19 protein-coding genes are annotated in these 23,347 nt (G+C 43.3%); 17 read left to right on the top strand and 2 right to left on the bottom strand.

The window, feature by feature from the left end:
- Window positions 1–15 precede the first annotated feature (15 nt).
- Genes U0033_RS22915 through U0033_RS22955 form a run of 9 tightly spaced genes read left to right on the top strand, consistent with a single transcriptional unit; the run spans window position 16 to window position 9,086 of the window.
- A complete protein-coding gene (locus U0033_RS22915; protein ID WP_177318640.1) occupies window positions 16–744 on the top strand; it encodes a glycosyltransferase family 2 protein in 729 nt (242 codons plus the stop codon).
- Between the two features lie 4 nt (window positions 745–748).
- The gene (locus U0033_RS22920; protein WP_072362908.1) at window positions 749–1,864 is read left to right on the top strand and encodes a glycosyltransferase family 4 protein; all 1,116 of its coding nucleotides are present in this window, start codon (window positions 749–751) and stop codon (window positions 1,862–1,864) included.
- Window positions 1,858–2,973 (top strand): EpsG family protein, encoded by a 1,116-nt coding sequence (locus U0033_RS22925; RefSeq protein WP_072362909.1) that lies wholly within the window; start codon window positions 1,858–1,860, stop codon window positions 2,971–2,973. Before U0033_RS22920 ends, U0033_RS22925 begins: the two co-directional genes overlap by 7 nt.
- The gene (locus tag U0033_RS22930) at window positions 2,966–3,988 is read left to right on the top strand and encodes a glycosyltransferase (RefSeq protein ID WP_072362910.1); all 1,023 of its coding nucleotides are present in this window, start codon (window positions 2,966–2,968) and stop codon (window positions 3,986–3,988) included. The genes U0033_RS22925 and U0033_RS22930 overlap by 8 nt, the downstream gene beginning before the upstream one ends.
- The gene (locus U0033_RS22935; RefSeq protein WP_072362911.1) at window positions 3,985–5,076 is read left to right on the top strand and encodes a glycosyltransferase family 4 protein; all 1,092 of its coding nucleotides are present in this window, start codon (window positions 3,985–3,987) and stop codon (window positions 5,074–5,076) included. Before U0033_RS22930 ends, U0033_RS22935 begins: the two co-directional genes overlap by 4 nt.
- Window positions 5,077–5,102: 26 nt before the next feature.
- Window positions 5,103–5,930 carry a glycosyltransferase gene (locus tag U0033_RS22940; protein ID WP_083571626.1) on the top strand — a complete coding sequence of 276 codons (828 nt, stop codon included), beginning with the start codon at window positions 5,103–5,105 and terminating at the stop codon, window positions 5,928–5,930.
- A gap of 20 nt (window positions 5,931–5,950) precedes the next feature.
- Entirely contained in the window at window positions 5,951–7,063 is a 1,113-nt protein-coding gene (gene gmd, locus U0033_RS22945; RefSeq protein ID WP_072362912.1) for a GDP-mannose 4,6-dehydratase, read from the top strand.
- 5 nt (window positions 7,064–7,068) lie between these two features.
- Complete coding sequence (fcl, locus tag U0033_RS22950; protein WP_072362913.1) at window positions 7,069–8,004, top strand: GDP-L-fucose synthase; 936 nt, start codon at window positions 7,069–7,071, stop codon at window positions 8,002–8,004.
- Between the two features lie 2 nt (window positions 8,005–8,006).
- A complete protein-coding gene (locus U0033_RS22955; protein WP_072362966.1) occupies window positions 8,007–9,086 on the top strand; it encodes a mannose-1-phosphate guanylyltransferase in 1,080 nt (359 codons plus the stop codon).
- A gap of 17 nt (window positions 9,087–9,103) precedes the next feature.
- Here the strand turns inward: U0033_RS22955 and U0033_RS22960 are convergent, their stop codons facing one another.
- The gene (locus tag U0033_RS22960) at window positions 9,104–10,039 is read right to left on the bottom strand and encodes a glycosyltransferase (RefSeq protein WP_072362914.1); all 936 of its coding nucleotides are present in this window, start codon (window positions 10,037–10,039) and stop codon (window positions 9,104–9,106) included.
- 291 nt (window positions 10,040–10,330) lie between these two features.
- Here U0033_RS22960 and U0033_RS22965 point away from each other — a divergent pair, with 291 nt between their 5' ends.
- Together U0033_RS22965 and U0033_RS22970 are read left to right on the top strand one after the other, a co-directional pair.
- The gene (locus U0033_RS22965; RefSeq protein WP_245801805.1) at window positions 10,331–11,857 is read left to right on the top strand and encodes a hypothetical protein; all 1,527 of its coding nucleotides are present in this window, start codon (window positions 10,331–10,333) and stop codon (window positions 11,855–11,857) included.
- A gap of 64 nt (window positions 11,858–11,921) precedes the next feature.
- Window positions 11,922–13,823: an ABC-F family ATP-binding cassette domain-containing protein gene (locus U0033_RS22970; protein WP_072362915.1), complete on the top strand. Its 1,902-nt coding sequence runs from the start codon at window positions 11,922–11,924 to the stop codon at window positions 13,821–13,823.
- A 51-nt stretch (window positions 13,824–13,874) separates the two neighbouring features.
- On the opposite strand, the gene U0033_RS22975 is transcribed toward U0033_RS22970, so the two are convergent.
- Window positions 13,875–14,174 (bottom strand): hypothetical protein, encoded by a 300-nt coding sequence (locus U0033_RS22975; RefSeq protein ID WP_072362968.1) that lies wholly within the window; start codon window positions 14,172–14,174, stop codon window positions 13,875–13,877.
- Between the two features lie 150 nt (window positions 14,175–14,324).
- On the opposite strand from U0033_RS22975, the gene U0033_RS22980 reads away from it, so the two are divergent.
- From U0033_RS22980 to U0033_RS23005, 6 genes are all read left to right on the top strand, one after another.
- Complete coding sequence (locus U0033_RS22980; RefSeq protein WP_143150787.1) at window positions 14,325–14,612, top strand: hypothetical protein; 288 nt, start codon at window positions 14,325–14,327, stop codon at window positions 14,610–14,612.
- A gap of 144 nt (window positions 14,613–14,756) precedes the next feature.
- Window positions 14,757–15,794: an aldo/keto reductase gene (locus U0033_RS22985; RefSeq protein WP_072362917.1), complete on the top strand. Its 1,038-nt coding sequence runs from the start codon at window positions 14,757–14,759 to the stop codon at window positions 15,792–15,794.
- Window positions 15,795–15,886: 92 nt separating this feature from the next.
- The gene (locus U0033_RS22990) at window positions 15,887–16,585 is read left to right on the top strand and encodes an RNA polymerase sigma factor (protein WP_177318641.1); all 699 of its coding nucleotides are present in this window, start codon (window positions 15,887–15,889) and stop codon (window positions 16,583–16,585) included.
- 55 nt (window positions 16,586–16,640) lie between these two features.
- Window positions 16,641–17,810 (top strand): FecR family protein, encoded by a 1,170-nt coding sequence (locus U0033_RS22995; RefSeq protein ID WP_072362918.1) that lies wholly within the window; start codon window positions 16,641–16,643, stop codon window positions 17,808–17,810.
- A gap of 203 nt (window positions 17,811–18,013) precedes the next feature.
- Window positions 18,014–21,631: a SusC/RagA family TonB-linked outer membrane protein gene (locus U0033_RS23000; RefSeq protein ID WP_072362919.1), complete on the top strand. Its 3,618-nt coding sequence runs from the start codon at window positions 18,014–18,016 to the stop codon at window positions 21,629–21,631.
- 34 nt (window positions 21,632–21,665) lie between these two features.
- Window positions 21,666–23,345: a SusD/RagB family nutrient-binding outer membrane lipoprotein gene (locus tag U0033_RS23005; protein WP_072362920.1), complete on the top strand. Its 1,680-nt coding sequence runs from the start codon at window positions 21,666–21,668 to the stop codon at window positions 23,343–23,345.
- The last annotated feature ends 2 nt before the right edge of the window (window positions 23,346–23,347 follow it).

Consider the following 23,347-nt stretch of genomic DNA (forward strand, 5'->3'; position numbering starts at 1 on the left):
ATTAAAATGTTTGACATGCCATATCCTACACAAATTATATCTGTCATTACTGTTGTTTACAATGGTGCAGCTACCCTGGAAGAGACAATTCAGAGCGTATTAGGACAAAGCTGGCCCAATGTGGAATACATCATTATTGATGGCAACTCTATTGATGGCACGCAGGCCATCATCGAAAAGTATAAACCTCAACTGGCTTACTATATCAGCGAGAAAGACAAGGGTATCTATGACGCTATGAATAAAGGTCTGGCGAAGGCTAAAGGAGATTATTGCATTTTTATGGGTGCAGATGATGTACTGTTACCTAACGTACTGGAGCAAATTGTACCCTTGTTGAAAGATAAAGATACCGTTTACTATGGCGACATCATAGTTAAGGGAACGGAAAGGCGCTATGATGGCGCTTTCTCAAAGTTTAAGTTATGTTTTAAAAACATCTGTCACCAATGCATTTTTTATCCCAGAAGTGCCTATTCCAAATTAAATTATGATCTGCAATACCGGCTATGGGCAGATTGGGTATATAATATAATACTATGGGGGGAACGCAAGGTGCCATATGTCTACATAGGCCGGGATATTTCTATATTCAACGATGGCGGTGTTGGCTCCCTGTCAAGGGACAAAGTGTTTGATGCGAATCGGAAGCTACTGATCCAACAGCATTTTGGTTCATTTATGAATAGTGTAGTTTCACTGAAAAACCTGCTAAGCAAGGTGAAGGCAAAGTTAATACGATAACTCAATGGACGGAAAACGCAATATATTATTTGTTTGCAGGCGGCTCAATATTGCAGGCGGAAAGGAAAGGGTACTTGTAAACACCGCTTCTTTTCTGGCTGACAGTTTTCAGGTAGGAATCTTACAGCTCACACAAGCAGATTCTTTTTACCCTGTAGGAACTGGAGTGGACATGTATCATATTGAGGCATCGAATGCCTTTGGCAAGCGTTCCATTGCAGCTAAGTTGAGAGGATTTATTCAGGATATAAAAATATTACGGAGGTTCATGCAGGATCATTCTACTGATGTGGTGATCAGCGTAGATTATTTTGTAAGCTGGATGTTTGTTTTGGGTACACTCTTTAGCAAGCGACCTTACCTGCTGATAGGTTGGGAACACATCGGCTACAATAATCCATGGGTGCAGGGCCTGGGAAGAAAACTAAAAAATTATATACTGAAGCAATTGGATCACCTGGTAGTTCTCACCCGTCACGATGCAGATATATACAACAAGATGGGCATACCCGTGACAACCATACCCAATGCAAAATCATTTGAAAGTATTGTCAAAAGTAATTTGGAACAAAAGCGCATCCTCACAATAGGACGTTTGTCTCCCCAAAAAGGGATAGATTATTTGTTGGACCTGATCGTAGTACTGAAAGACAGGCTGCATGGATGGAAGTTCATATTGGTGGCGCAGGACGATTTGTTTACTGTAGATGAATTGAAACAGTGGATCGCTGAAAAACAGATTGGACACCTGATAGACTTATATCCGCCTACCAGTAAAATTGTAGACTACTATCTGCAGAGTAGTATATACCTTATGACATCCCGTAATGAAGGATTACCAATGGTACTTATAGAAGCTATGGAGTGCGGATTACCCTGTGTAAGCTTTGATTGTGAAACAGGACCAGCAGATATTATTCAGGATGGAGTGAGTGGTAAACTAGTACCTACCTTCAATTTGGAACGAATGGCAGATAGTGTGTTGGCATTGACGGATGATGCTACAAGAAAGATGATGGGAGTGAATGCTGCTGCTTCAGTAGAAAAGTTCTCATTGGAAAGAATAAGTAAGCAATGGCAGGGATTTCTAAATGCGACTAAAAAGAAGGCAGAATGCTGATATATGTTATCATATTTTTGATCATAGCAGCTTCTTCTTTTGTAGAGGTAGTGGTGAAGGAAGAGTCAATTAAGAAAATGCTGTTCAGATTTAACATGCTCGTGCTGATTCTTTTTGCATCACTTAGGTGGACTACCGGTACTGACTGGTATTCCTACCTCGAATATTTTAACGACCTGGATAACTACAGAGAATTTGAAAGTGGATATGTGATGCTCAATGAAGCCTTCCGCTTCTTTTCAGATAATTATACAGCTTTTCTCATCATAGATATTTCTCTGGCAAGTGCGTTTATATGGTATGTGTTGGAAAAATATAGTACTTACCCCAACACATCTTTACTACTATTTTACAGCTATTATTACCTCATTAATTATTTCGGATCCAACCGCCGTATCATTGCCATAGGATTGATTTTGATGGCGGGTATGCTTATTGTAAACCGACGATTTTGGCTTGGAAGTATTTTGATATTACTGGCAGCTACATTTCACGTGACTAGTTGCCTGTTCTTTATGGTCTTTCTCATTCCAAGAAAGCATCTGAAAACTCCTTTATTAATATCAATTTATATAGCCTGTTTTCTGATTTCAAACCTTGGGTTGTTACAGTTTATGATCACAAAAGTGTTGGGGATGATTTTCGCAGATAACCCTATTGTGGAAAGAGCTGTAACGTATACCCTGAACTCGGAGAATTATCAGCAAAGTTTCCTCGTAAACATGCTGGGTATTGCCAAGCGTTCGCTGTTATTTTTCTTATTCCTGTTTTTCAGAGACAGGATCAAAGATGAAGATAAAACAGGACATTTTTCTTACCTGTTCAATATCTACTTTTTCTCAATCTGCTTCTATATTCTGGTGAATAATCAGATTGACCTGTTAAAGGTGATCTCTATCTATTTCAGTATTTTTGAACTGGTATTGATCCCATATTTCCTCTTATTATTTATGAAATTAAAGGAAAGGATTCTGGTGAATCTCTTCCTTGTAGCATATATAGGTTTTCAGTTTTATTCAGCCATTTTCCTGAATCAATATTCAAATCTATATATGCCATATTATAGTATTTTCTCCGGTCAGGAACGAAGTACCAGCGATTATGAATAAGCAATTGAATGTTTTAGTGGTTAGTGGTTCATATCCCCCGGACATCTGTGGGGTTGGTGATTATGTAGGCAAACTTTTTACCACACTGCAATCACAGGGTGGTATCGTTTTCTCCCTGTATCATAGTCGTAACTGGAAATTGAAATCACTGTTCAGGCATATCAAAAATATCCGATCAGCAAAGGCTGATATTATACATATGCAATATCCTACTGAAGGATATGGTTATAGTATGTTGCCTCAGCTGATAGCCTTGTTGTTTAGAAGAAGAACAATATTGACATTGCATGAATTGTCTAACAGAAACCCATTTGGGAAACTGGCTACCATACTTTTTTTGTTCATCTCCCGTAAGATTATTTTTACGATAGAAGAAGAACAGGCGTATGCAGCTAAAATCTGTCCATGGATCAGGAAGAAGTCAGAGGTGATCAATATCGGGAGTAATATACCTTGTGTGAATGCAGGTGTAGAAAAGCGATTTGAGATAGTTTACTTTGGGCATATCCGGCCGGTAAAAGGGATTGAGAAAGTAATTGAGCAGGCGGCAAAGGCAAAAGAACAGCACTTACCCTGGCGGTTTCTCATAGTAGGGCAGACTTTATCGAGATTTGAAGACTACTATCAACAATTAAGAGCCGGTGCAAAAGATCTGAATATCACCTGGGTCACAAATGTAGATGATCAGGAAGTAAGCATCTTATTGCAATCTTCTGCTACCGCTTACTTCCCTTATCCGGATGGAGTAAGCCTGAGAAGGGGAACCTTCTTTGCAGCACTGGTCAATGGTACTCCAATTATTACTACAAAAGGAGATAAAACACCTTTGAAATTTGAAGAGTTGTGCTATCTGGTAGATAATGATACGGAGGTCATACCTGCTATAATGGATATTCTAAGTGGAAGTGAAACTTCGTTATCGAAGCTGGATCGTAGCAGCGTTTATGCGAAGCAGTTTGACTGGGTACATATTGCAGAGCAGCATATTCGTGTATTTAAAGCATTTAAGAAGTGAAGAAGATAGCGCTGAACCTGTTGCCTTTTACAGAACGTTTGACCGGCACAGGGTTTTACACCAAACGGCTGATTGCTGAGTTACAGCAACTACCTGCTGAATATGAATTTGAATTGCACGTTTATAACCTGGACAATGCTAATGATGTCTTTGCAATTAGTGACCCTGCCTTCAAGGTGGTGTCACATCACTTCATTCGCAACAGAATGGGGCGCATCTTTTATGAGCAATGCATATTCCCATTTAAAATAAAGGCAGATATACTGGTATCTACGTCGGTCGTATTGCCCTTGTTATTACCTCACCATATCAAAAAAGTGTCAGTAATTCATGACCTGATCCCTTTTATTTTTAAACAGAAATATGGTTTGATACAGGGAGCATATGTAAAGCTGTTTACTAAGTGGAGTGCAAGAATGGCTGATATTGTGATAACCATTTCAGAGAACTCTCAGAAAGATATTATCCAAAGGCTAGGTGTGGCGGCTTCCCGGATTAGAATTGTATACAATTTTGTGCCGGAAGAAAATGAGAAGACACCTGCGACAATACCTACTATCACCGGACCTTTTATCATTACAGTATCCACTATACAGCCGGGCAAGAACCTCATTCGGTTGTTTGAAGCATTTCAACCTATTGCTCAGGAAAAAGGGTTGAAGCTGGTTGTAGTAGGAGGAAAGGGCTGGAAATATGACAATATCTTTGCAAAAGTGAATGAACTGAACCTCAGTGAACATATAATTTTCACTGGTTATGTAAGTGATGAGCAACTGAGAGGTTATTACCAGCATGCGTTGGGCCTGGTATATGTAAGCCTGTATGAAGGATTTGGTATTCCACCACTGGAAGCGATGATCCGTAAATGCCCGGTAGTCGTATCTAACAATTCTTCTTTGCCGGAAGTGGTCGGAAAAGCAGGCATTTATGTCAATCCGGAGAGTGTAGAAAATATCAGGGAGGGTATACTGCAATTATTTGACGAGGCTGTTGTAAATGAGAAGAAGCAGTATATGGCAGCAGAGGTGGCAAAATTTGATAGACAACGTGAGGCGGAAAAGTTTTTAAAAATCATGAAAGCACTGTAGCTATTGCATGTAATTTATATTCGTATATGATGGATTTTTCAGTATTAATGTCTGTGTACAGGAATGATGATGTGGAGGCTCTTAGGGCCAGTGTGGAGAGCTTATTGAAACAGGAACGCAGGCCTTCGGAAATTGTGATCGTATTGGACGGACCTGTGCCAGAAGACATTACAAAGCTGCTTAATTCTTATAAGGAGCAATACAGCCCGCTCTTTAACCTGGTACCCTTACCAGTGAATGTTGGTTTAGGAAAAGCGTTGAGTATCGGGTTGGAGCATTGTAATCACGAGCTTATCGCAAGAATGGATGCAGATGATATATCCAAACCGGCACGTTTTGCAAAGCAGGTAGGATTTATGGAGCGACACCAGGAGGTAGATCTGGTGGGTAGCTGGATTGAAGAATTTATTGGTGTTACTGACAATGTGGTATCTCTGCGCAAGGTGCCGGAAACTTATGAGGAGATTGTGAAATTTGCAAAGGTCAGGTCTCCTTTTAACCATCCAACGGTAGTTTTTAGAAAGGAGGCTATCCGGGAGGTGGGGGGATACCATGATTATGGTACATTTGAAGATTACCATCTATGGTCCAGACTGATCGTTAACAACAAAAAATGTCATAACCTTCAGGAAGGGCTGCTTTTTTTTCGCACTACCCGCAACTTATATAAGAGGCGGGGAGGCTGGAAAAAGGCGGTGGCAGAATGGAAGCTGCAATGTTACTTTCTTTCCATAGGCTTTATAAGCAGAACGCAGTTCCTTCGCAATGTTGCGTCAAGAGGCCTTGCAAGGCTAGTACCCAATTTTGTTCGTGCAATGCTCTACAAAGTAGTATTAAGTAGTAAAAAGGTGTAAAAACATATAAAACCGAATTAATGAAAATAGCACTTATCACAGGCATTACGGGCCAGGATGGAGCTTATCTGACAGAGTTTCTTTTGAAGAAGGGATATTTTGTACATGGCATAAAACGCCGTAGCTCATTATTTAACACTGACCGTATTGATCATCTCTATCAGGATCCCCATGAACAAAAGGTGAATTTTCAGCTTCACTACGGTGACCTGACAGATTCAACTAACCTCATTCGTATCATCCAACAAACACAACCTGATGAGATTTACAACCTGGGTGCAATGAGTCATGTGCAGGTTAGTTTTGAAACACCGGAGTATACTGCAAATGCTGATGGTATAGGGGTGTTACGTATTCTTGAAGCAGTACGCCTGTTGGGTCTGACTAAGAAAACAAGAATCTATCAGGCATCTACATCAGAGCTGTATGGTCTGGTTCAGGAAGTTCCTCAATCAGAGCGTACGCCATTTTACCCTCGCTCTCCATATGGTGTTGCCAAAATGTATGGTTACTGGATTACTGTGAACTATCGCGAAGCATATGATATGTATGCCTGCAACGGCATCCTGTTCAACCATGAAAGCCCATTAAGAGGAGAAACTTTTGTAACAAGAAAGATTACCCGCGGTGTTGCCAAAATAGCACTGGGTATGCAGGATAAACTGTTCATGGGTAACCTGGATGCAAAGCGTGACTGGGGCCATGCAAAAGATTATGTTGAAGCCATGTGGCTGATGCTGCAACAGGATACACCAGAAGACTATGTGATCGCCACAGGAGTCACTACCTTAGTAAGAGATTTCATCAGCAAGGCATTTGCGATAGCTGGTATTGAAGTTGAATTTAAAGGAACCGGTGTCGATGAGGTAGGTATTGTTAAAAGTGTAAGTCCTGATGTGATAGGAGTAAAAGTAGGCACAGAAGTAGTTGCGGTTGACCCCCGTTATTTCCGCCCTACAGAAGTGGAACTGTTAATCGGCGATCCTGCCAAAGCACAATCCAAATTGGGATGGAAACCTAAATACGATCTGGATATGCTGGTGAAAGAAATGGTACTGGCTGACCTGGAACTGTTCCAGCGCGAAAAATTGCTAAAAGATGCCGGTTATAAAGTATTAAATCAATTCGAATAGACATTATGCAGCAACTGGATAAAATATATGTAGCAGGCCATCGTGGAATGGTAGGATCTGCCATTGTGAGAAGATTGGAGAAGGCTGGATTTAAAAATATTGTAACAAGAACCTCTTCAGAGCTGGACCTGCGTAATCAGCAGGCTACGGCCACTTTCTTTGAGCAGGAACAACCGGATTACGTTTTCCTGGCCGCTGCAAAGGTGGGAGGCATTGTGGCAAATAATACATACAAGGGAGATTTCATTTATGAAAATCTAATGATTCAGAACAATGTAATTCATTCAGCTTATACAAGCGGCGTGAAGAAACTCATGTTCCTCGGATCCTCCTGTATCTATCCAAAACTCGCGCCGCAACCACTGAAGGAAGAGTACCTCCTCACCGGACTGCTGGAACCTACCAATGAACCTTATGCTATTGCCAAGATAGCAGGGATCAAAATGTGTGATGCCTACAGAGCACAATATGGTTGTAACTTTATCTCGGTAATGCCTACTAACCTTTATGGCCCTAATGATAATTACGACCTGAAAAACTCCCACGTATTACCAGCATTACTACGCAAATTTCATGAAGCAAAAGAGGCTGGTACACCTGAAGTCGTGATCTGGGGTTCAGGCTCCCCACTTCGCGAATTCCTGCATGCAGATGATATGGCAGATGCTTGTTTTTATCTCATGCAGCATTACAATGAAGAAGGGCTTGTAAATATTGGAGTAGGAGAAGATCTAAGTATATTAGACCTTGCCAGGATGATAAAAGAAATTGTAGGCTATGAAGGAAGATTAGTCTTCGACTCTTCTAAACCTGATGGTACCCCACGCAAATTAATGGATGTTTCAAAGTTGCATGGATTGGGATGGAAAGCTAAGATAGGACTAAAAGAAGGCATCACCGCCGTTTATCAGGAAGTGCAACATCTTAAATGGAAAAACTGATTATGAAAAATCACAACTATGTATTTATTATGGCTGGTGGAGTGGGAAGCCGCTTCTGGCCGCAAAGCAGACAGGCTTGCCCCAAGCAGTTCATCGATATACTTGGTGTAGGAAAATCCCTATTGCAGTTAACCTATGAACGTTTTCTGAAGGTCTGCCCGCAGGAAAATATCTTCGTAGTGACCAGTACTGAGTACCATGGGCTCATTTTAGAGCATCTGCCGGAAATAGAAGAGAAAAACATCCTCTGTGAACCTTGTCGCAACAATACTGCTCCCGGAATTGCTTATGCTACATTCAAAGCATTGGCATTAGATCCTGATGCATGTATGGTTATTGCACCTTCAGATCATTTTATCCTGAATGAAGCACAGTTTGTAAAGGATATCAATGAATCACTGGAAATAGTAGCCAAACAGGATATCCTGCTCACCTTAGGTATTACACCAACCAGACCTGATACTGGCTACGGATATATTAATTTCGAAAAAACACCGGGAAGTAAGATCTGTAAAGTTCTGAGATTTACCGAGAAGCCTGTGTTGGAAAAGGCAAAGGAATTTCTGGCAGATGGGAATTACGTTTGGAATGCAGGTATCTTCATCTGGAATGTAAATACAATCATGCGCGCGTTCGAACAGTATTCAAAAGAATTGTATGATATATTTAAGGAAGGCATTCCTTACTACAACACATCCGGAGAACAAGACTTCATAAATACGCATTATAAGAACACACCTAAGATCTCTATTGATTACGCAATCATGGAAAAGGCAGATAATGTTTCAACAATGCCTGTTGATTTCGGCTGGAGTGATTTGGGTACATGGGCTTCTCTGTATCAGGTGATGGAGAAAAATCCGGCTAATAATGTGATCCCTGCAGGTGAACATCAACTGGAAGACACAGCAGACTGTATTATACAACTGCCTAAAGATAAACTTGCCGTGATCCGGGGGCTGAAAGATTATATTGTCATCGACAATAAAAACGTATTGTTGATCTACCCGAAGTCTCTGGAACAAGAGATCAAGAAGATCGCAGAACAGCTGAAGGAAAATGAACTACATAATTATCTTTAGTCATAAGCTGAAAAACACTATTGTTGAGTTGGTATTCCAAGCATACGAAAAGCTTTCCTTTTAATCCTTTTCAGAAGGGTAATTTGAAGTTTCTTATGAAACTGCTTTGCCATTTTGATAGACTGTTGGCTCTCTTCCAGCCGGATCTCATTTAGTTGAATGGTCCTGTCGGTTTGAGGCCAATAGTAAAGGGAGGTGCTGCCACAATGGGTGCCACTGTTATCGAATCCAATATTGTTGACCAGCGAGAGATTCGGATGCAAACAAAGACCATTATTTAAGAATACGGTGGCGTACCATTTCACTGCCCATGTATTAATCTTCCCGGTAATGTTATCTTCCAGTTGTACCAGGTGAGAATATGAATTCTCAATATTGAATTTTCTGCTTCCTTTAGGTATTGACGTTATCTTGTCTTTTAACGCAACAGGATCAGTTTCCAGTTTTTGCCATGCCCTTTTCCATGTCGCCCATCCCCAACAACTGGTAGCTCTGTAAAAGAAAGTTTCTGGTAAAAGAGAACCCGTTTTCTTTACCGGGAACCAATATCCGCTGATGTGCATTACCCTTTCAGTGTCAGCATATTTGTCCAGCGCATCGTTCATATAAGTTAGAAATCCCGGAGAAGTGACGAGGTCATCCTCCAATACAATGACCCGGCCATATTTATTGATAAGCTCTGTTACACCATTCGTGATGGAATTAGCCAGTCCGGAATTCTGCTCCCTCTTAATTATAATTACTTCTTTGGTCCATTGCTTTTTTTCGCATACTTCTCTTACAAGTTTAATGTTTTCCAATACTTCAGAAGTCTCATTCGCTTTCGGTCCGTCGCAATAAATGTACAGTGTCGATTGATCTGCAAGGAAGTTATTTGATAATGCTTCCAGTGTTTGTTCTGCATGAAAAGGACGATTGTACACAAATAGTACAATTGGTGAAAGTATTCGCATAACAACTAATAGGTCGATGTTTAAAAAATACTACTCTCATTAGATAGACTAATATTTTCCCAAAATGTTTAATTACCAACCATCGCTAATTGTTATCTTCATTTGTAGTTTATAAGTGAAAATTGATTACGAGCTCTTAAATAAGCAGTAAGCTAATGTCAATTATAATTCTATTTTAATGTGTACCAGATGTTATTCAACGGAAAGCAGATATATTTGCAGCTGGCAAGCAAATTAAAATTTATGTTAAAAAGTTCGATCACCCCAGCGGTCCTGTTATTCTTAGGAGTTATGGCTGCAATTCTTCCCGTGAATGCTCAGAGTGTGGGTAATCAATATTCACTGGGACTCTACAAGTCATCCACTGACTCTCTCAATTACCATTCTTCTCAACGTGATTACAGCATCCAACCTGTATTCGATTTGCCTAAGGGCGATACATTATCAAAAAAGAGCTGGCTTTACCGGAAGCTATTTCGGGAACACCTGCTTGAAGTGAGAGAAGATGATTTTACATTCTATGCCAGCATTCTGCCTGATTTTCAGCTGGGCCACAGTAATTCCAGAGGTCGTACATGGCTCAATACACGTGGAGTCATTGCCGGTGGTACTATAGGAAAGAACCTTACATTCAAGGCCGAATTTTATGAAAACCAGGGAAAGTTTGCCACCTATATTGACGAATTTGCCCGTAAGAACCTCGTTATCCCCGGACAAGGCCAATGGAAAGATTTTAAAAATGGATCAGCATTTGATTACGCCTATTCTTCTGCATTGATCAATTATAAAGCTGGCCGTCATTTTGATTTCCAGCTGGGCTATGATAAGAACTTTATTGGCGATGGTTATCGCTCTATGCTCTTGTCTGACGCCTCTTTCAATTATCCCTTTTTGAAAATAATTGCAAACGTGGGTCGCGTACAGTATACCACTATGTGGGCGCAATTTGTGGATATGCAGTACCCTAAAGCTTCTTACGGTACCGGTTATAGAAAAAAATGGGGGGTATTCAACTACCTTGACTGGAATGTAAGCAAGAAATTCTCTGTAGGCTTATTTGAAGCTGTGATCTGGCAGGATAGCGATTCTTCCGGAAAGAGAGGTTTTGACGCAAGCTATCTGAACCCTATTGTATTCTTACGCCCGGTTGAGTTTTCTGTAGGCTCACCTGATAACGCATTAATGGGAATCAACCTGAAATATGCGCCATCCGTTAATACAACTATTTATGGCCAGTTTATCCTGGATGAATTTAAATTTAGTGAAATAACCGGCAATAGCGGTTGGTGGGCCAATAAATACGGGGGTCAGCTCGGTTTCAGGTCTAATAATATTTTTAAGGTACCTAACCTGAATGTGCTCTCAGAAGTCAATGCGGCAAGGCCTTACACCTATTCCCAGCGGACGACCCTCAATAACTACGGACATTATGCACAACCACTGGCACACCCGCTCGGTGCTAACTTCGTAGAATGGGTGAATATTGCAGACTATAGATACAAGCGCATCTTCCTGCGTGGACAGATTACTTATGCAAAATATGGTCTGGATTCAGCTGGCATCAACTATGGTCATAATATAAATGAATCCTATAACACACGTGCCGAAGATTATGGTAATCATATAGGTCAGGGCTTAAAAACTACGCTTACGAATGTACAGGGCTCAGTCGCCTACCTGCTGAACCCCAAATACAACCTTCGTTTGGAAGCAGGAATAACAGCCAGGCAGGAAAAGAACAATCAGTGGAAAAGAACGGAGTTTCTATATACGCTGGGCCTCAGAGCCAGCTTCAGACAGCTTTACTATGATTTCTAATCTATACAGCAATATCTTTATGACCCCGGGCCGACCGCCCGGGGTTTTTTTATAACTTCGCCCTATGCATTATGTTACAGTAGAAGGCCTGACTAAGGCCTATGGCGCAGGCCCCTTATTTAAAGATATTTCTTTCCATATCGAAGAAGGTGACAAAATCGCCCTGGTGGCGCTGAATGGTACCGGTAAATCCACCCTGCTCCGCATCCTCTGCGGCCAGGAAACCCCCGATGCCGGCACTGTCTGGATCCATAAAGATGTAACAGTAGTAATGCTGGAACAGCAAAACGCTTTCAATCCCGGAGAAACCATCTCCCAACACATATTCTCACAAGGACACCCTGTGCTTTCCGCTATCAGGGATTACGAAATGCTGACTGAAGAAGGTGAGGAACCAGACCTCGATAAGCTGACCAAAGCAATCGAACGTATGGATGAGCTGAACGCCTGGCATTTTGATTCCAAGGTAAAACAGATCCTCGGCAAGCTGAACATCCACCATATGGAACAGCTGATGGGCAGCCTGTCCGGTGGCCAGGTAAAGAGAGTAGCGCTGGCTAAGGTACTCATCGATATCGGCTTTGAACACAGGCATACCCTGCTCATCATGGATGAACCGACCAACCACCTGGATGTAAGCATGATCGAATGGCTGGAAAACTACCTGGACCAGGAGAAAGTAACCCTGCTGCTCGTAACCCACGACCGTTACTTCCTCGATAGCGTGTGTAATGAAATTATGGAGCTGGATCAGCAACAGCTGTTTATATACAAAGGCGATTACGAGAACTACCTGGAAAAGAAAGCTACCCGCGAAGAAATGGCCAAATCCAGTGTGGAAAAAGCCCGCAACGTGTTCCGCAAGGAACTGGAATGGATGCGCAAGCAGCCCAAAGCCCGTACCACCAAGTCCAAATCCCGGATCGATGCCTTTACCGAAGTAAAAGAAAAAGCCAGCGTAAAACTGGAAAAACAGCAGCTGGAACTCAATGTAAAGATGACCCGCCTGGGTGGCAAGATCATCGAAATGAAAAAAGTCTATAAGGCCTACGGTGATTTACAGATAATGAAAGGCTTCGACTATACTTTCAAAAGAGGAGAACGCGTAGGTGTGGTTGGAAAGAACGGTGTGGGTAAATCCACATTCCTCAACATGTTGCTGGGACTGGAACAACCTGATTCCGGAAAGATCAATACCGGGGAAACGATTGTATTCGGAAACTACGATCAGCGTGGACTGGTAATTAAAGAAGATATGCGGGTGATTGAATTCGTGAAGAATATCGCCGAAAACTTCCCCCTTGCAGATGGTACAAAAGTAAGTGCGGCCCAGTTCTTACAGTTATTCCTCTTCCCACCGGAAAAGCAGTATACCTACATCTCTAAACTGAGTGGTGGAGAGAAGAGAAGATTACACTTGTTGAGCATACTCTTCCGCAACCCGAACTTCCTGGTATTGGATGAGCCTACGAACGACCTGGATCTGCCTACGCTGAGCATCCTGGAAGACTTCCTGCTGGATTTCCAGGGATGTCTGATCATCGTGAGCCACGACCGTTATTTCATGGATAAACTGGTAGATCACCTGTTTGTATTTGAAGGACAAGGGGTGGTGAGTGACTTCCCGGGCAACTATACCCAGTATCGTGAATGGGAAAAAGATAGGCCGGAACGTGAAAAAGAAGAACAAAAAGTAGCACCTGTTGCTCCGGTCGTGGAGGCTGCACCCGCTGCAGCACCGGCAGAGAAAGGGCGCAAAATGACCTTCAAGGAAAAGCGTGAACTGGAAATGCTGGAAAAGGAAATTGCTGACCTGGAGAAAGAAAAAGAAAACCTGGATGCAAAGATGGCAGCAGGGGATGTACCATATGCAGATCTGGAACCCATGGCGCGCCGCGTTGGAGAAGTGATCAATTTGCTGGACGAAAAAGGGATGCGCTGGTTAGAACTAAGTGAATTAAGCTAATCAATAGCAAAGGGCTGACCTCAGATGGGCAGCCCTTTTTATGTGTACGAATTAATCTTTCTTATCCCTGATCTCAGATGGTTTCAGGTAGATCTTTTTCCCCTTCCCATCTACATAATATTTCTGGTCTTTTTTATTGATATATACAGTCTGCCCACCGGGGCCTTCCTTGCCCTTGTATACCTTATCTGCTACCATACTGGCACCCTTTACAGCAACAGAAGCTGTCTTATTCCCCACTTTCTTAGCAGTACTGTCTATACCCTGCGCCATACCCGCATGGCTGGAGAGCAAAGCAGCAGCAGTAATGGTCATAGCCACTATACCTGCACGTATTGTTTTTGGTTTCATAATATCAGATTTTTTATACATGAGAATATCCAATTTTGGTGCCAGTACCTGTGCTGATGAGCTGGAATTTAATGGATTAGGCTGGCATGTTCGTTGAATGATATATTTACAATACATTTGTTTTACATCATCAAAAAAAATAAAATTACTATGGCTAAGTTACCCAAGTTTATGATCGCAGACGATCCAGTGACGGATCCTGATAACGAATATATCTTCCATACAGAGCAGCCTCGTTTCTTCGCTAAGCGTGTAGAAGAAGATGAAGAAAGTGCATACATCGATATCGTTCATGAAATCGACAATGTAGAGGAGTTCTTCAAGAACGATCCGGCTAAAAAAGAAGAGCTGCTGGATGAACTGGAAAGCTGGTATTATGCTTACCTGGAATGGCTGGATGAAGACGAATTTGGTGATGATGAAGATGACGAAGAATAGTCAGCAATAACTGAAATCTTACTTAAAAAAGGTTGTATCATTCTTATGAATACAACCTTTTTTAATTACTATTTAACTAGATAGTAAACGGGTTTTTCTAAGCGGGGAGCTTAATTTTATAGACAGACAAAAAGTTTTGAAACTATGGAATACAGACAATTAGGTGGATCTGGATTAAGAGTACCCGTATTGAGTTTTGGGACAGCCACCTTTGGTGGTGGCAATGAATTTTTTAAAGCATGGGGTAGCACGCAGGTAGAAGAAGCGCGTCGCCTGATAGATATCTGTTTAGAGGCTGGTGTCAATTTTTTTGATACTGCCAATGTGTATTCAGCAGGTGCCTCAGAAGAGATCCTGGGTAAGGCGCTGAAAGGGCTGCGCGACCAGGTACTGATTTCTACCAAGGCCACCTTCCCCCTGGGCGAAGGCGTGAACGACTATGGTTCTTCCCGCTTTCATCTGATCAGGAGCGCAGAAGCCAGCCTGAAAAGACTGGGTACTGATTATATCGATGTATATCACCTGCATGGCTTTGATGCCAATACCCCCGTAGAGGAGACGCTGAATGCCCTGAATACCCTGGTACAGAGCGGTAAGGTGCGTTACATTGCCTGCTCCAATTTCTCCGGCTGGCACCTCATGAAATCACTCTCTATCTCCGAAAGATTTGGCTGGTCTAAGTATATCGCTCACCAGGCCTATTATTCACTGGTGAACAGGGATTTTGAATGGGAACTGATGCCACTGGGTATAGATCAGAACGTGGGTACAATTGTATGGAGCCCGCTGGCAGCTGGTCGCTTAAGTGGTAAATACCGCCGTAACCAGCCCGCCCCTGCTGATGCAAGGGTAGCACAGGGAGGTAGCCCTATTCCGGCATCTGCCATCACCGACGATGTGTTTTATAACATCATCGACGAGCTGGAAGCAATCGCCAAAGAAGTAGAGAAAACCGTGGCACAGGTGGCTATTAACTGGCTGCTGCAAAGACCCACTGTTTCCAATATCATCATTGGCGCCCGGAACGAAGACCAGCTGAAACAGAACTTCGGCGCCGTAGGCTGGAACCTGAGCCTGGACCAGGTGAAGCGACTGGACAAAGTAAGTGAGGTACCCCCGGTATATCCTTACTGGCATCAGCGGGATTTCCCGATGCTGAATGCAGCCCCCAAATTATACTAACACCCGGATTAAGATAAAAACACTCATGAAAGAGGAAATTCGCCACCGGTAATGAAAGCCATTTTCAGATGAAAAGAGGTTGTATCAAAAAAATGATACAACCTCTTTTTTATGCCCTTGCCGAAACGTGGATTTTTGTATTTTTATCCGGGTTGCGAATACAATTGATTTCACAGTTGCGTGCAGCTACCAGTTTCAACCAACACATGACAAGGCCACTATTAGATACTGCCTTCTTTCAAAGCATTGCATCCGGTGATCAGGCAGCATTTGCATTGCTGGTTGCTCATTATCATAAAAGTGTATATTCCGTAGCATACCGGCTTACCCGGTCGGTACCATTGTCGGAAGAAATCGTGCAGGATGTATTTCTGAAGATCTGGTTGAAAAGAGAAATGTTGGAAGAAATTGTCAACTTTCCCGCATTTCTGCATACCGTCTCCACGAACATGATCTATAGCACGCTCCGTCAGCAACAAAGGGATGTACTGAGCATTAGTGATACCGATCTGGAAGAACGGACACCGGCAGTCAACACTACAGAAGAAGTGGTGCAGGACAGGGAATATGAAAACTTGCTTGAAAAAGCGATCCGCCGCTTACCGGAGCGACAGCAGCAAACCTATATACTGATCAAAAAGGAAGGGATGAAAAGGGATGCCGCTGCGGCTGCTATGAACATCTCTCCCGAAACCGTTAAATCTAATCTGGAACAGGCGATGAAAAACATCCGGGCTTTCTGTATGGCCAACCTGGACCTGCTGATGATCATCATCTGGCTGGGCTGGTAAAAATTTTTTTTCGCCCGTACCCCCCAAACCCATTTTTAAAGCGTCAATACTAATAATGGATCAATTAAACCGTCTGGAAGAGTTATTCAATCGCTGCATGAATGAGCAGGCTACCGAAGCAGAAGTAGCTGAGCTTAGCTACCTGATGCAGCAACCGGAGAACGAGGGGAAAGCCAGACAGTTAATTGCACAGGCACATGATAAAGTTCCTGAAATGGAACTACCTGTGAGCACCATTGCAGCCATTACAACTGCCATTTTCCAGGCACAGGAAACGAAACCGCTGGTTGTAAGGATGGAAAAAAGACCTTTCCGCTGGATACGCTATGCAGCAGCCGTTGTCATCATCCTGGCAGCAGCCCGGGGCGGATTCCTGTGGAAGTCTTACAAGAGCAAGCCCCTTGCACATACACAAACCGTGCATGATATTATGCCGGGTGGAGACAAGGCCCTCCTGACACTGGCAGACGGATCTACCATTGTACTGGATAGCATGGGCAACAAACAAATCGCACAACAGGGTGGTACCTCCATTGTCAAAGCGGCAGGAGGCAAGCTCACTTATAATGCGGCTAATAACAGCAACAAAGTTCTATACAATAAAATCAGCACACCACGCGGAGGCCAGTTCCAGGTCACACTGCCGGATGGTACGCAGGTATGGCTCAATGCCTTATCCTCCCTGCGCTTTCCGACAATATTCAATGGAAACAACAGGACAGTGGAACTAACAGGGGAAGCCTATTTTGAAGTGCAGAAAGATGCAGCTAAACCTTTCCTGGTAAAGGTAGGGGCCATGCAAATAGATGTGCTGGGCACCAGTTTCGACGTCATGGCTTATCCGGATGAAAAACAAATTCAAACAACCTTAATAGAAGGCCTGGTCAAGGTTTCAGCCGATGGGCAAGCCAAAGTTTTACAGCCGGGACAACAGTTACAATTACAAAAAGACGGTAAGCTCGATCTGTTAAATACTGCAGATATTGAGAGCGCTATCGCATGGAAGAACGGTTATTTTAAATTCAATCAGGCCGATTTACAAACCGTTATGCGCCAGCTGGCCCGTTGGTATGATGTAGAAGTCAATTTCGAAGGTCCTATACCCGATTTTCGGTTCGTCGGAGAGTTAAAAAGAACAGCGGGTTTATCAACCAATTTGAAGATCCTGAGCTATAGCCAGGTCAATTTTAAGATGGAGGGAAATACCATTACCGTTACACCATAGCATTGTCTATATCTATCTAATAATCTAACCAAAAACTAAATCATCATTATGAGCTGTCATCAAATGAATCACTAAATTTTTATTCGGACTCTAATAAGGAAGCCGGAATTGCTGCAACAATCCCGGCCGTAGTCTGGTCTGGCTATATGCATATAGCCATCATGAAGAACTATTTCATTTTGTAACCAAAACCTACTCAAGGTATGAATTTATCCATGCACGGCAAAGCCTGGCCTGGCAGCCGTTTTCTGTCTTCCCAAACCTTTCTGATCATGCGCCTGGCTACTTATATGATATTAGCTTGCTGCCTCCAGATTCATGCAAAGAGTTTCTCACAAAAGGTCACCTATTCCGGCAGGAATGTGGCACTGTCCAGCGTGCTGAACTCTATTAAGGATCAAACAGGTTATCTCTTTTGGTACGATGCCCGCTTGCTTGAAAATGCAAGACCGGTGAACATTTCTGTAAAAGATGCAAGCATCGAAGAGGCGATGAATATCTGCCTCAGGGATCAGCCCATCAATTACAAAATTGAAGACAATACGATCATTTTAACTCCTAAGCGGCTCATCTCGCCTGCGCTGGCTCCCCGCCAGGTGATCACAGGTGTGGTAAAGGATGAAAAAGGTAATCCGCTGCCAGGTGTTTCCGTAAGGATCAAAGGCGCGCAAAAAGGAACTTCAACCAAAGCAGATGGTAGCTTCGTGCTGGATGGTCCGGCTGGTGCTACCCTCGTATTTTCTTTTATTGGTATGGAGCAGAAAGAAATGGTTGCAGGATCGGGGGAACCGCTCAAAATAGTGATGGTGACCAAGACAGGTGCACTCGGCGAGGTCGTGGTTACCGGATTAGGTGAAACCCGTAACAAGAGTACCTTAGGCTATGCCACCGCAACGGTAGGCGGTGCAGACATTCTGAAAGCTACGCCCATCAACCCCATTGCCGCCCTGCAGGGTATGGTACCCGGCTTACAGGTTCAATCAGGTATCGGTGGCCCCCAGGGTACTACCCGCTTCCTTATCAGGGGTAGCGCATCTCTTGATCCATATGGCAACCAGCCACTCGTAGTGGTAGACGATATCATCATGGACCAGGATGTAATCATGCCAAACAAAGGCAGCGACCAGGATATGGGTAACATTCTCAAAGACATTAACCCTGACGATATCGAATCTATCAGCGTGCTGAAAGGTGGCGCCGTAACTGCATTGTACGGTAGCCGCGCTTCCAATGGGGTGATCCTCATCAAAACAAAAAAAGGATTTAAACAAAAAGGTTTAGGTGTAAACGTTAGCGCAGATATCTACGCCGCTACACCTTATAAAACAGTAGACTTTCAGAACCAGTTTGGCTCAGGTTATGGCCTGACTGACTTCTCTAAAGATGCGAATGGTAACCTGAAGATCAATCCTGATACTTATGGTTACAACTTTGGCCCTGAAATGACCGGTCAGACCGTCATCGATGTTACCGGCAAAACCATCCAGAACAATCCTCGTCCACATAATATCCTGGATGCATTTCGCACAGGCATCACCAGGAACTTCAATGTCGGTTTATCTAATGGCAGTGACCTGGGTACTTACCGCTTATCTTACTCCAATCTGTACTCCGAAGGCGTAACGCCAAACAACGACATGAGTCGTAATAACCTTGCTTTCCGTGGTACTACCAAGATTGCAAACGTACTGATGGTAGATGCAAACGTAACTTATGTTCAGAGTACAGCTATAAACCCTGCAAACGTAGGTGCCAACTATGGTACCATGAAGAATTTCGTATATGGTGGTACCCGTAACTACGATACCAAATACTGGATGTCGAACTACATCGACAAGGCCAATGGCGGCGTCAACCAAAGTGATCCAAGTGGCATGACCTCCTATGTGTGGTTCCCGCTGCTGGAGAATAAAATGACACAGACCGAAAGTAACTTCAGAGGTAGCATTGACCTGAAAGCAGATCTGACCAATCACCTGAGATGGCAGGGTTTGGCAAGTATCAACTACATCGGTACCAATTGGGATAACAAAGAAAGAGGACAGGATGTCGGATTCGGTAATCCTAAATATCATGTAAGCAATACCAACAAAACAATAGAGCGCTACCAGTCAAGCCTCGTGTATACGAACGACCTGAGCCCTTTCTTCAGCCTGATGGTACAAGCTGGTGCTGAAATAAACCGGGGCATTCAGTCAAGTATGAGCGCATCAATGGAAGGCTATATTCTGCCGGATGTATACCGCTTGTCAAACTCTAAAGCAATTAGCACTGTCAGCGAAAGTGCACCCAATAAATATCAATCCAGCTCTGCATTTGCACAGGCTCAACTGGGTTATAAAGAATTCCTTTTCTTAAACCTGTATGGAAGAAATGACTGGAACTCTACACTCGTATATAACGATGGACATGGCGCCTATTCTTACTTCTATCCTGGCGCTGATGTGTCCTGGATCTTTACAGACAATTTCAAACTGCCTAAAGCATTTGACTATGGAAAACTACGCGCATCATTTGCCAGCGTAGGTGGTGGTACTACCAACTATACGGCTAACACAGGTGCTTATACTGCGAATGGGTCTTACAATGGAATAGCCAGCTATAGCTATAGCTCCAATACATTGCCTAACCAGTCATTGCTGCCTACCCGCTCTCACAAGTTCGAAACAGGGATCGAGTTGAAATTCTTCAAGAACAGGCTGGGTGCAGATATCACCTTCTATAACCAGGATAGCAAAGCCCAGATCATCAGTTTCTCATCACCGATCGAATCCGGTGTAAGTGCAACGCTGATCAATGGTGGTAAGGTACGTAACCGTGGTTGGGAAATTCGCCTGAATGCTACGCCAATCAAGACGAAGAACTTCTCATGGGATACTTACTTCAACTATACCCGCAACAGGAACAAGGTACTGGACCTGCCATACAACCTGGATTATGTATCGCTGGGTGGCGGAGACGGTTTCAATGTAATTGCGAAGAAAGGAGGTGACTATGGCACCATCATCGCTAACTATGGTTATGCAATCTATAATAGCCCTGATGGCAAGCATAGTGAAAACAATGGAAAAAGAGTGCTTAGCATGACAAATGCGAAAGGTTCCTCCGTATATGTAAGAGCACAAAACTATAATGATGGTCTCACCAAAAGCCCGGCTGTAGGTAACATTACCCCTGATTTCCTGGGCAACTGGCGCAATAACTTTAACTATAAACAATGGCAGTTAGGCTTTGTCCTCGATAGCAAGTTCGGTGGTAAAGTCTATTCATTCACACATGATCTGGGTAGCTGGTTAGGTAGCATGAAGAGCACTCTTCCATCCAGGAATACCAAACTGGGTGGTATCAAATTCACCAATGCATCAGGTGTGGAAATGGAAACCGGTATGATCATAGACGGGGTGTATAAAGATGGTACAGTTGTAACTGGCCTCGATGGCGCATCCCACGACCTCTCTGGTCTGACAATGAAAGATGCATATGACAAGGGATGGATCAATCCTACTAACTCATTCGCTTACTATCAGAACACACATAGCTGGGGCAATGGTATTCGTGAATCTTCTATGTTCACCTCTTCATGGATATCACTGCAACAGGTAAGCCTTACCTACGATATGCCCAACAAGGTAGCAGCAAAACTGAAACTGAATGGACTGCGCTTCTCCGTAATAGGTAATAACATCATGTACCTGTACAATAGTGCCAAAGACCATGTGAATCCTGATAACCTGAACAGCAGTGGATCTGATGCATTCCAGGAAGTATCCGCAATGCCTTATATCCGCAACATCGGCTTCCAGATCTGGGGCAGCTTCTAAGGTGTGATTTGTTTAATCAGAAAACTAGTTAAAGATGAATAGCATTAAATATATATTCCTGCTACTGTCAGTTGCTACATGTATGATCAGTTGCAGCCGGGAGAAATTTGCTGATATGAACACAGATCCGGATGATGTATTGACTGTAGCGCCTGAACTGGAGTTTACATCAGCATTGACGGCCATTAATAGCGCAGATTTTGAATACTACTACGATTACAACAGGGCCATGTACTACTGGACACAAACATTTGTAGCCATGAACGGCGCCCCGGCTACAGTATACGACGGTACTGGTAACCTGAATCAGCGTTACAGCAACTTCTATACCCACGTAGGTAACCAGCTGAAAGATGTGCAGCAGCTGATTGAGAAAAAATCTGGCGATGATCGTATAAAGTACACTTACCTGCACGCCATCACTTACATCCCCATGGCTTATTATGCCAGCTATGTATCTGATGTGCAGGGGAGCATTCCATATACCGAAGCTTTCCTGGCCCGCTATACCGGGTTGCTCACACCTAAATACGATGCACAGGATGTCCTGTTCGATACCCTGCAGGCGCAGCTGAAAAGAAGCGTTGCCATCCTGAAATCCAGTCCAACTGTAGCACAGGCTAACCTGGGTAGCCAGGATGTTTACTTCGGGGGTAAGATCAGTTACTGGATCAAGGCGGCAAACAGTCTGCGCTTAAGACTGGCTATGCGTCTCGTAAACAGGGATGCGGCAAAAATGCAATCACTGGTACAGGAGATCCTGGCCGATGATGGTGGTTTGATCAGCTCTAATGATGAGAACTGGCAGTTTGAAAGTGCAATTACTTACGCAAAGGGAGGTAACTATAATCCCGAAAGTAACGGTAATGTATCAGGCGCCAGGAATTATGTTGATTTCATGGCCAATACAGCCGATCCCCGCATCAGGATCTTCTTCCAGCCATCGTTTACCAAAGATGAATTTGACTCTGCTCACGCGCAGAAAATAATACCTGATTCCGTAAAGTGGGATGGAAAACAGTATAGGGGACAGTTTGCAAACCCGGATAAATCCAAAGATTCAACTGTTAACTATTACTATTCTGAACTGAAGTTTAGTTACAAGGGCGCATCCGTAAAAAAGAGATGGGTATCTGAAATCCAGGACTCATTATTTTATAATCCTACTGCACTGCATTCAATTACATTCCCTATCATTACATATGCCGATGTATGCTTTATGCGTGCAGAACTGGCTGTAAGAGGACTTACAAATGAAGATGCACAAGGCCTGTATTATGCAGGTATTACGGCATCTGTCAGTGCATATGACCGCATGGGTAAGATAGCCGGCGTCAACGGTTATAAAGCATTGTCAGCTGCTGAAGTAGCTGCGTACCTTGCGCAAACCGGTGTAAAATATGATCCCGCCAATGCACTGGAACAGATCTGCGTGCAGGAGTACATTAACAGTTTCAGAAACCAGAACGAAGCATGGGCTACAATCAAGCGTACTGGTTTCCCGTCTAAGACAGGTAACATTCTGCAGCGTGAACCTGTTGTAGTAGACAGCGATGAAAAAGTGATGCCGCGGCGCTTCGCAGTCAGCTATCCTTCAGTATCTGACCTGAACTATGCAAACAGGCTGGCAGCTATCGAGAGTATGGTGAAAGTAAGTGGATTCAGCACGCCGGACGATATCAAGGGTAGAGTATGGTGGGATACTGCTAATTAATC

Source organism: Chitinophaga sancti, from assembly GCF_034424315.1.
Classification (GTDB): domain Bacteria; phylum Bacteroidota; class Bacteroidia; order Chitinophagales; family Chitinophagaceae; genus Chitinophaga; species Chitinophaga sancti.

Coding starts and splice junctions, on each gene's coding strand:
- U0033_RS22915 (WP_177318640.1), top strand. CDS start 16: ATGCCATATCCTACACAAATTATATCTGTCATTACTGTTGTTTACAAT.
- U0033_RS22920 (WP_072362908.1), top strand. CDS start 749: ATGGACGGAAAACGCAATATATTATTTGTTTGCAGGCGGCTCAATATT.
- U0033_RS22925 (WP_072362909.1), top strand. CDS start 1,858: ATGCTGATATATGTTATCATATTTTTGATCATAGCAGCTTCTTCTTTT.
- U0033_RS22930 (WP_072362910.1), top strand. CDS start 2,966: ATGAATAAGCAATTGAATGTTTTAGTGGTTAGTGGTTCATATCCCCCG.
- U0033_RS22940 (WP_083571626.1), top strand. CDS start 5,103: ATGATGGATTTTTCAGTATTAATGTCTGTGTACAGGAATGATGATGTG.
- gmd (WP_072362912.1), top strand. CDS start 5,951: ATGAAAATAGCACTTATCACAGGCATTACGGGCCAGGATGGAGCTTAT.
- fcl (WP_072362913.1), top strand. CDS start 7,069: ATGCAGCAACTGGATAAAATATATGTAGCAGGCCATCGTGGAATGGTA.
- U0033_RS22955 (WP_072362966.1), top strand. CDS start 8,007: ATGAAAAATCACAACTATGTATTTATTATGGCTGGTGGAGTGGGAAGC.
- U0033_RS22960 (WP_072362914.1), bottom strand. CDS start 10,039: ATGCGAATACTTTCACCAATTGTACTATTTGTGTACAATCGTCCTTTT.
- U0033_RS22965 (WP_245801805.1), top strand. CDS start 10,331: ATGGCTGCAATTCTTCCCGTGAATGCTCAGAGTGTGGGTAATCAATAT.
- U0033_RS22970 (WP_072362915.1), top strand. CDS start 11,922: ATGCATTATGTTACAGTAGAAGGCCTGACTAAGGCCTATGGCGCAGGC.
- U0033_RS22975 (WP_072362968.1), bottom strand. CDS start 14,174: ATGAAACCAAAAACAATACGTGCAGGTATAGTGGCTATGACCATTACT.
- U0033_RS22980 (WP_143150787.1), top strand. CDS start 14,325: ATGGCTAAGTTACCCAAGTTTATGATCGCAGACGATCCAGTGACGGAT.
- U0033_RS22985 (WP_072362917.1), top strand. CDS start 14,757: ATGGAATACAGACAATTAGGTGGATCTGGATTAAGAGTACCCGTATTG.
- U0033_RS22990 (WP_177318641.1), top strand. CDS start 15,887: ATGATACAACCTCTTTTTTATGCCCTTGCCGAAACGTGGATTTTTGTA.
- U0033_RS22995 (WP_072362918.1), top strand. CDS start 16,641: ATGGATCAATTAAACCGTCTGGAAGAGTTATTCAATCGCTGCATGAAT.
- U0033_RS23000 (WP_072362919.1), top strand. CDS start 18,014: ATGAATTTATCCATGCACGGCAAAGCCTGGCCTGGCAGCCGTTTTCTG.
- U0033_RS23005 (WP_072362920.1), top strand. CDS start 21,666: ATGAATAGCATTAAATATATATTCCTGCTACTGTCAGTTGCTACATGT.